7 protein-coding genes are annotated in these 8,177 nt (G+C 58.2%); 4 read left to right on the plus strand and 3 right to left on the minus strand.

Going from position 1 to position 8,177, the window contains the following annotated elements; genetic code table 11:
- From AC5DB9_RS16065 to AC5DB9_RS16075, 3 genes are all read left to right on the plus strand, one after another.
- Positions 1-406 (plus strand): DUF2959 family protein (locus AC5DB9_RS16065; RefSeq protein WP_491732090.1); only part of this gene is annotated, 406 nt, incomplete at its 5' end.
- Positions 407-522: 116 nt separating this feature from the next.
- Complete coding sequence (locus AC5DB9_RS16070; RefSeq protein ID WP_272991349.1) at positions 523-2,019, plus strand: flavin-containing monooxygenase; 1,497 nt, start codon at positions 523-525, stop codon at positions 2,017-2,019.
- Positions 2,020-2,067: 48 nt separating this feature from the next.
- Positions 2,068-2,943 (plus strand): alpha/beta fold hydrolase, encoded by an 876-nt coding sequence (locus tag AC5DB9_RS16075; protein ID WP_272991348.1) that lies wholly within the window; start codon positions 2,068-2,070, stop codon positions 2,941-2,943.
- 6 nt (positions 2,944-2,949) lie between these two features.
- Here the strand turns inward: AC5DB9_RS16075 and AC5DB9_RS16080 are convergent, their stop codons facing one another.
- A complete protein-coding gene (locus AC5DB9_RS16080; protein WP_022957804.1) occupies positions 2,950-3,969 on the minus strand; it encodes an AraC family transcriptional regulator in 1,020 nt (339 codons plus the stop codon).
- 280 nt (positions 3,970-4,249) lie between these two features.
- Here AC5DB9_RS16080 and AC5DB9_RS16085 point away from each other — a divergent pair, with 280 nt between their 5' ends.
- The gene (locus tag AC5DB9_RS16085) at positions 4,250-6,694 is read left to right on the plus strand and encodes a TonB-dependent receptor (protein ID WP_272991347.1); all 2,445 of its coding nucleotides are present in this window, start codon (positions 4,250-4,252) and stop codon (positions 6,692-6,694) included.
- A gap of 81 nt (positions 6,695-6,775) precedes the next feature.
- On the opposite strand, the gene AC5DB9_RS16090 is transcribed toward AC5DB9_RS16085, so the two are convergent.
- The gene (locus AC5DB9_RS16090; RefSeq protein ID WP_272991346.1) at positions 6,776-7,429 is read right to left on the minus strand and encodes a copper resistance protein B; all 654 of its coding nucleotides are present in this window, start codon (positions 7,427-7,429) and stop codon (positions 6,776-6,778) included.
- On the minus strand, positions 7,426-8,177 hold a 752-nt coding region (locus tag AC5DB9_RS16095), incomplete at its 5' end, for a multicopper oxidase domain-containing protein (protein WP_491732091.1). The genes AC5DB9_RS16090 and AC5DB9_RS16095, both read right to left, overlap by 4 nt.

Genomic DNA, 8,177 nt, shown 5'->3' on the forward strand with positions numbered 1-8,177 from the left:
TCGCCTGAATGCCAGCTACGAAGACAGCGCGGCCGCGGCGGACGATATCCGCGAGCGTATCGACGCCGTTGAAGGGGTGGCGGAGGCCTTGTTTGAGGAGTGGGAAGAAGAGCTTTCTCTCTACAGCAATGCTCGCTTGCGCGCAGAGAGCGCGTCGAAGCTGCGAGAAACCCAGAGCCGCTACCGTCGTTTGCGCGATAGCCTGCGCCGCTCCGAGAAAAGCCTTGATCCGGTGCTGGCGACGCTGCGCGACAATGTCCTCTATTTGAAGCACAACCTCAATGCCTCGGCGATCAGCGCCATCAAGGGCGAATTGACGGTGATCGACCGTGATGTCACCGCCCTGATTGCAAGAATGGACGAGGCGATCAGCGAGTCAGAGGGCTTTATTGCGCAGTTGCGTTAGGCAGCAAAGGAATGTCCGAATTTCTAAATACTCTGTCCGTAGGGCCTCTGTCGTCCGGGAGGCCCAAGGCACTACTCTGAGCACCGTATAACGTCCCAATAACAAGGTGCAGCACTATGTCATCACCGGAACACAGCGGCGCGGAGACTCCGCTGTCTTGTGAGTACGCAATTATCGGAACAGGCTTTGCCGGCATTGGCATGGCCATCGCGCTGAAAAAGCAAGGGCGCGATGACTTTGTGATTATCGAGCGCGCAAAGGATGTCGGGGGAACCTGGCGGGATAATCATTACCCCGGCGCGGCCTGTGATGTGCCTTCACATCTCTACTCCTTTTCCTTTGAGCCCAACACCGAGTGGTCGCGGGTGTATCCCAGTCAGCCTGAGCTGCACGCCTATCTGCGTGATGTGACGGATCGCTGGACGCTACGGCCGTACATCCGCTTCGAGCAAGAGCTGCAGGAGGCCCGTTTTGACGAGGCGACACAGCGCTGGTCTATTCGCTGCAACAACGGACTGTTGCTGTCTGCGCGGGTACTGATCAGCGGCAACGGCGGGCTTGCCGAGCCCAAGCTGCCGTCGATACCGGGTGTGGAGAGCTTTGCCGGGCATCATTTTCATTCTGCCAACTGGGACGACAGCTACGACCTCAAGGGCAAGCGGGTGGCGGTGATTGGCACCGGCGCGTCCGCCATTCAATTTGTGCCTGAAATCGCTGACAAACCCGATCAGCTGGACGTGTATCAGCGCAGTCCCAACTGGATTCTCCGTCGTGGAGACCGTCCCTATAAAAACTGGGAGAAATGGATTTTACGCAATGTGCCCGGCGCGCGTCTGGCGCTGCGGGCTGCCATCTACTGCTGGAACGAAATGCGGGTACTCGGGATGGTGATACACCCCTCGATCATGCGGCTGTTTGAGCGCGGGGCATTGGCACACATCCGACGCCAGGTTGCCGATCCGGCCCTGCGCGAAAAAGTGACACCGAACTATCCGATTGGCTGCAAGCGTATCCTGATTTCCAATGACTGGTATCCCGCCTTGCAAAAGCCCAATGTTGCACTGCTGACGGACGGTATTGGTGAGATTCGTCCACACAGCATTGTCGACAGCAAGGGTGTTGAGCGCCCGGTGGATTGCCTGATTTTCGCGACCGGTTTCCACGCAACGGAGAATCCGATAGCCGGGCGTATTTTCGGGCGCAATGGTCAGAGTCTGGCCGAGGCCTGGCGCGATGGCGAAGAAGCCTATCTGGGCACCACGGTGCACGGTTTCCCCAATCTCTTCCTGATCGTTGGCCCGAATGTCACCTTGGGACACAGCTCCATGGTGTACATGATCGAGACACAGATTCAGGCGATCAGCCGCCTGCTGAATGCCAGTGAAGAGCGGGGTGGGGCCGTGCTGGAAGTGCGCGATGAGGTTCAGGCGCGCTTCAATGAACGTCTTCAAGAGCGGCTTGCCGGATCAGTTTGGGCCAGTGGCTGCAATAGCTGGTACCAGCACCGCAGCGGGAAGATTACCCAGCTTTGGCCGGACTTTACCTTCCGTTTCCGTTCAGCTCATCGCGAGTTTAACGCGGACGACTACCGCTTTTATTCTGACGCCAAATAGCGATGCGGCAGGCGGCCTGATGAAGCCTGCCGTATAGGAGTAACAATAATGATAAGTGGAAAACTGGCCGAGCTTGCGCTCACGGCCGAGCGATTTAGCTGTGGCCTACGGCGCCATCATTGCGAGGTGGACGGACACCGCTGGCACTATCTTGAGGGTGGTTCAGACACGGCGGAGACCTTGGTGCTGTTGCATGGTTTCGGCGCGGATAAAGACAACTGGAACCGCTTTGCGGGCGCTCTGCGACGCGATTACCACATTCTGGTTCCCGACCTGCCGGGCTTTGGCGAGAACGCCTGTCTGCCCGGCCAGGACTATTCTATGCGCGCGCAGGCCGAGCGCTTGCACGCCTTTCTGCAACGTCGAGGCGTCAGTCGCTGTCATCTTGCGGGAAGTTCTATGGGTGGTCACCTGTCAGCGATCTATGCCTATCTGTACCCGGAGGCTGTCATGTCGGTCGGCCTGTACAACAACGGCGGCATCAAGGCGCCACAGCCCTGCAAGATGGAGCTGGCGTTAGCTGAGGGAGAGAACCTGCTGTTGGTGACGTCCGAAAAGGACTTTGAGCGTCTGATCGCACTGGTCTGCGAGAAGAAGCCGTTTATTCCCGGCCTGGTGCGACGTCATATGGCGAGGGCCGCCATGGCAAGACGCAATTGCATCGCCGGTATTTTCACCCAGTATCAGCGGGAAATTTACGGCGGATTGGAGAGTGTCCTCGACAAGCTCAGCCAGCCGGTATGGGTGGTGTGGGGCACGCAGGACCGCGTGCTGGACGTCAGCAGTTGCGAGGTCATGAGGCCGTTACTGCCGTCAGCCGAGTTTGACATTATGGATGACACGGGGCATCTGCCCATGCTGGAACGTCCGAAGCTCTGTGCGCAGCGCTATCGGGGTTTTCTTCGTCGTCGCGCTCAGGGCTAGCGACTTTTAGCGGGTCTGGTGGCGCCGCCGAAAGCTGCCGGGGGTCTCGTCGGTCATGCGCTTGAATGCCTGCGAGAAGCTGGAACCGTCTGCGTAGCTCAGGCGCTCGGCAATCTGCTCGATACTCAGTGGCGTGCCACGCAGCAGCTCCTCAGCCAGGGTCTGGCGAATCTCATCGCTGAGCTGACGAAAGGAACTGCCTTCGGCGTCGAGCTTGCGGCGCAGTGTGCGCGATGTCATGTGCAGGGCTGACGCCACGGCTTCCATATCCATTTGCAGTGAACGCTGCTGCAGGAGCAGGTCGCGCACTTTGCCCGACAGACCGCGTCGTGCATTGCGCGTGCTCAACAATTCTCCGCATTGTTTCGCGAGTAGATTCGCGGTGCTGGCATTGCCCATCACGCGGGGAACGTCGAGCACGGTATTGGATATCTCGAAGAGATTGCTGCCGGCATTGAAGTGCAGTTTGCCGGGGAAGGCGCGCCGGTATTCCTCCAGATACGGGGGTGGTCCGTGGCGGAAACGAATTTGCTCGACAGCATCCGGTTGCCCCAGCAGCTCTCCCAGAATCACCGCGGCTGCCGCCATATCGCGTTCCAGACAAAAACGCTGAACATCCTGAGGGATACCTTCGTCGTCGAAGGCGATGGTTGTCTTTTCGCGGTCCATGGAAATATTGAACGGCGCAAAAACAAAGGTCAGTTCCTGAAAATTGCGGGCCAGCTCAATGGCCTGACGGGCATTGGGGCTGCTGGCAATGGCGAAACCCCAGATTCCGTAGGTGGAAAGCTGGTAGCGTTGCCCGGCATGTAGCGCGAGTTCGGGGTTGTTGGGAAGCGCCCGTATCAGGTTGCGGACAATCGTGAGCTCGGACTGCGCCTCGACCACGGTCTCGGGATTGTAGAGTTGCTCCTCGCTAATCCCGCTATTGTGCAGCAGTTGCTGGCGAGAGACACCGCGCTCCTCTCCGAGCGCAACCAGCAATTGGGCACTCATTACACTGCGGCAGAAATCCCAGCGATACATGTGTCTCGGCTCCTTTGCTTATTACTGTTATGCGTCTTGCAGAGCGCGGCTATCATAAACTGGCGGCAATCAGCGGCGAAATGTACCGAACTGGCGGCGTCCGCGTGCTGTGATCATCCCCGCAAGGCGACAAAGTTGTCCGTAGATTGCGACAAATGTCCGAAAATCTCAATTGTTTGTGCTGTAAACTTTACTCGCTGCGCCTTACCCGCGTCGGCATAAAACAATGATAACGATGTTGTCGGTCTCCCTGCCGACGCAATCAAATGGAGTGGCATCTATGTTGTTCTACTCATCGGCCATGCGCCGACTTTTCGCTCGTTCAAGTTTGGCGATTGCTGTCAGCGCAGCATGCGCCGCCAATGCGGCTCCGGTACTGGAAGAAGTGCTGGTAACCGCGCAGAAACGCGCCCAGAGCGCCCAGGATATCCCTGTTGCGGTTACCGGCCTGGGTGGCGATCAGCTCGACAAACTGGGTTTTGAAAATGCCACCGATGTCTCGGCGCAAGTGCCGAACATGCAGGTGAGCGGCCCCTACGGCGATGTGCAGCCGATCTTCTCGATTCGCGGCGTCAGCATGTCGGATTACAGCTCCAACCAAGCCAGCCCGATTGGTGTGTATGTCGACGAAGCCTATCTCGGCCCGGTATACAGCCACGGTGCCAACTTTTTTGATGTAGAGCGGCTGGAAGTCCTGCGTGGCCCGCAGGGGACGCTGTACGGCAAGAACACCACGGGTGGTGCCATCAATATCATTACCCGTACCCCCGGCTTTGATGAAGGCCCCAGTGCCTATGTCAAACTCGGTGCGGGCAAATACGGTGCCACCACTGCCGAGGCGGCAGGTGAGATGGAATTGATTCCCGGCGTGTTGTCCGGTCGTCTCGCCGCCAGTGCCAAACGCAATGACGGCTACGTAGAAATCGTGGGCAAAGACGCCAACGGCGCGCAGACGGATTTTCTCGGTGGGCGCATGGTATTGAATTGGCGCATCAATGAATCCTGGGACGCGGTACTGCGCTATACCAAGTCCGGCAACGATTCGCTGAGCACACCGCCGCGCAATGAACCGCGTACCGATGTGCGGGGTCCGCTGCAAGGCGACTCCAACGGCTATATCGACTATATCGGCTATTCCCGCCCCAGCCGTGGTTTGGACTTCCATGAAACGGAAGCCAACCGTGTTGGCGCGCTGGTGACCAATACCGATCTGGCGGTGTTGACGGTGAACTACAACGCCGACAACTACACCCTGACCTCCGTCACCTCTTACCTGGATGCCGACTACTCTCAGGCGGCGGATACCGATGGCAGCCCCAATGGCCTGCTGGAAATTACCTGGGGTTCCGACTCGATCAGCTACAGTCAGGACCTGCGCTTCACGTCGAACTTCGACGGCATGTTCAACATTATTGCTGGTGTCTTCTACAGTGAAGAAACCATGGATATGAACAACCTCTACGATATTTACGACCAGATCCCCGATCTGCGCGTAGGCGTCTCCAGACCGGACAATATCCCAATCTTCCCGTATCTGCTGGACTTCGGTCAGTTGGATCAGCGCATGATTACCGAGAAGACCAGCGCAGCGGCATATACCCAGATGCGCTTCGACTTCACGGCCAACTTCGGTATGGATCTCGGCCTGCGTTATACCCGTGACGAGAACCGCCTGACCTACCTGAATATTTCTCGTCTGACCAACGACGGAGAGCCTGTTGGCTCCTACGTGCCGGGCAATAATACCGGTGTCGACAATGGCTGGATTACGCTGCCGCTGACGATTACCGACCTGCAGGATCTGCTGTCTGATCCGTTGGGTTCGCTGGCTGAGCTGCTGCAAGTCGGCTACACTCACGGTCCCTACACGACCGCGTCGGCCAAACAGCTTGAGGCCGTCGAGAACGAGTGGACCGGGAAACTCGGTCTGGACTATCGCTTCAACGACGAGTGGATGGTGTACACCAGCATCAGCCGCGGTTATCGCAGTGGCAGCTTCAACGGTGGCGTGTATTACGAGGAGCGCCCCCTGGAAACCGCCTATGCGGCGCCGGAATACATCGATGCCTACGAAGTGGGCTTCAAGGCCGACCTGTTTGAAAACAGCATGCGTTTGAACGTGGCTGCGTTCCTCTACGACTACACCGATCAGCAGTTCATTAACGTGGTGAACCTGTCGAACTTCCTCGAGAATGCCGGCGGTTCAAGCATTCAAGGGGTCGAAGCCGAGTTGTGGGCGCGCGTGACCGAGCGTTTGACCTTGCAGCTGGCGGTTGGCTATCTCGAGACGGAGTACTCGGAGTTGACGCTGGCGAATACCGAAACCATTGCCGACACCGACGATACGGTTGATCTGGCTGGCAACGAGCTGATTTCTGCGCCGAAGTGGAACTACAGCATCTCTGCCGACTACGATCTGCTGGTATTGGAGTCGGGCTATCTGAGTCTGAACGTGAACGCCAACTTCCAGGACGATCAGTGGTACAGCGCGTACAACGACGACAATGGCTATGGAGAGATCGGTCAGGATGCCTACTGGCTCTACAATGCGCGACTGAGCTGGTATGCCAGCGATGACAGTTACAGCATCTCTCTCTGGGGCAAGAACCTCGCTGATGAGGAGTACGATGTCTACGCCATCAACCTGCAGGCCGGTTTTGGCTTTGACCAGTACTTGGCTGGCGAGCCCCGCAGCTACGGTGCAGAGGTCACTCTGCGCTTCTGATTCACCCGGATCGCTCTTTGCAATAACACTTCAGGCCCGCCAATTGGCGGGCTTTTTTGTGTCTGTGACGATGCGGCGGCTTCAAGTGATGTTAGAACCAGCCTCGGATCCCGATAAGCCACTGCTCGCTCTGCGCTGTTTCCGCAAAATCGCGCTGGTCCCCCAGCGTTCGGTGCCACGCCAGTCCAACCGCAGCGCTGTCTCCACCTCTGCCAGTCCGCTACCCAGCGAGCGCTCGCGATCCGTCTCGCTGTGGGCGATAAGGGTGATTTCCGGCTCCAGAATCCACTGCTGCGTGAATCGCAGTTCGTAGCCCAGCTCAATTTCCGCCGTCACCATGCCGTCGTCATCAACAAACAGTGCCGCGTCAGTTTCGACATTGAACGGGGCGAGCCCCTGCACACCGAGCACCAGGGCGTTGTTAGCGTCTCCGTCATCAATATGGCGGCGCAGTCCGGTTTGAAGATCCCAGAACGGGGCGATCGCGCGGCTATACAGCAGTTGCAGCGCGGCTTCGTCGGTACTGCCCGCCTCGGCGCTGCGCTCCAGCTTGACCCAGAGTTTGTCGATATCGTGGCCCAGCCAGGCCTCCATATCTACTGCACTTTCGCGCTGGTCGCTGCGACGTTCCAGTTCGTTGATGATTACGCTGCCAAGCATCGGGTCGGCTTTGCCACCCGCCAGTGCGGTATTGCCCAGGCAGCTGCCGAGTAAAAGAATGGTTGCCTTTTTCATGCGGCACCTCCAATCACTCGCACCTCGCGAAACATGCCGGGCATGTGGAAACTCAGGTGGCAGTGATAGGCCCAGCGGCCGACCGCATCGGCGCTGACCAGATAGCTGATTTTGGAGCCGGGCTGCACAATGATCGTATGCTTGCGTGGAATACGCAGCGGCTCACCGGTTTCCAGTTCGCTCCACAATCCGTGTAAATGAATGGGGTGAGTCATCATGGTGTCGTTAATCAATACGATGCGCAGGCGCTCACCGAAGCGCAGCAGAATCGGTTCGGCATCGTCGAACATTACGCCGTCCATCGACCACATATAGCGGCTCATATTACCGGTCAGATGGATTGCCAATTCCCGCTCCGGGTCGCGGCGATCCAGTGTTTTACCGAGATTGAACAGCTGACTGTATCGCAGCACTCGGCGACCGTAGCGCTGTGCGTGCTCGCGCAGTCCAATGCCGGGATCGTCGAGGCCATTGGTGGGCATCTGCGCCTGCATATCCACGCCCGGGTTGTTTTCACTGGCAGGGTGACTAATTACCGCGCGGCTGCCAGCGCCTGCAGGGGCAATCGGCGCATCTGAGGGCACGGTCCGGCTGTGCATGCCGTGGTGACGGTGATCCATCTCCGCTGGCGGCCTGTGTCCGGCATGGCTGTCCCTGTCGCGCGACATGTCGCGTTGGTCCATCTTTCCGTGGTTCATACTGCCGTGGTCCATATCACCCGGCGGTGTGGCGGGATTGGGTGTATGAC

Source organism: Spongiibacter sp. (assembly GCF_984394615.1).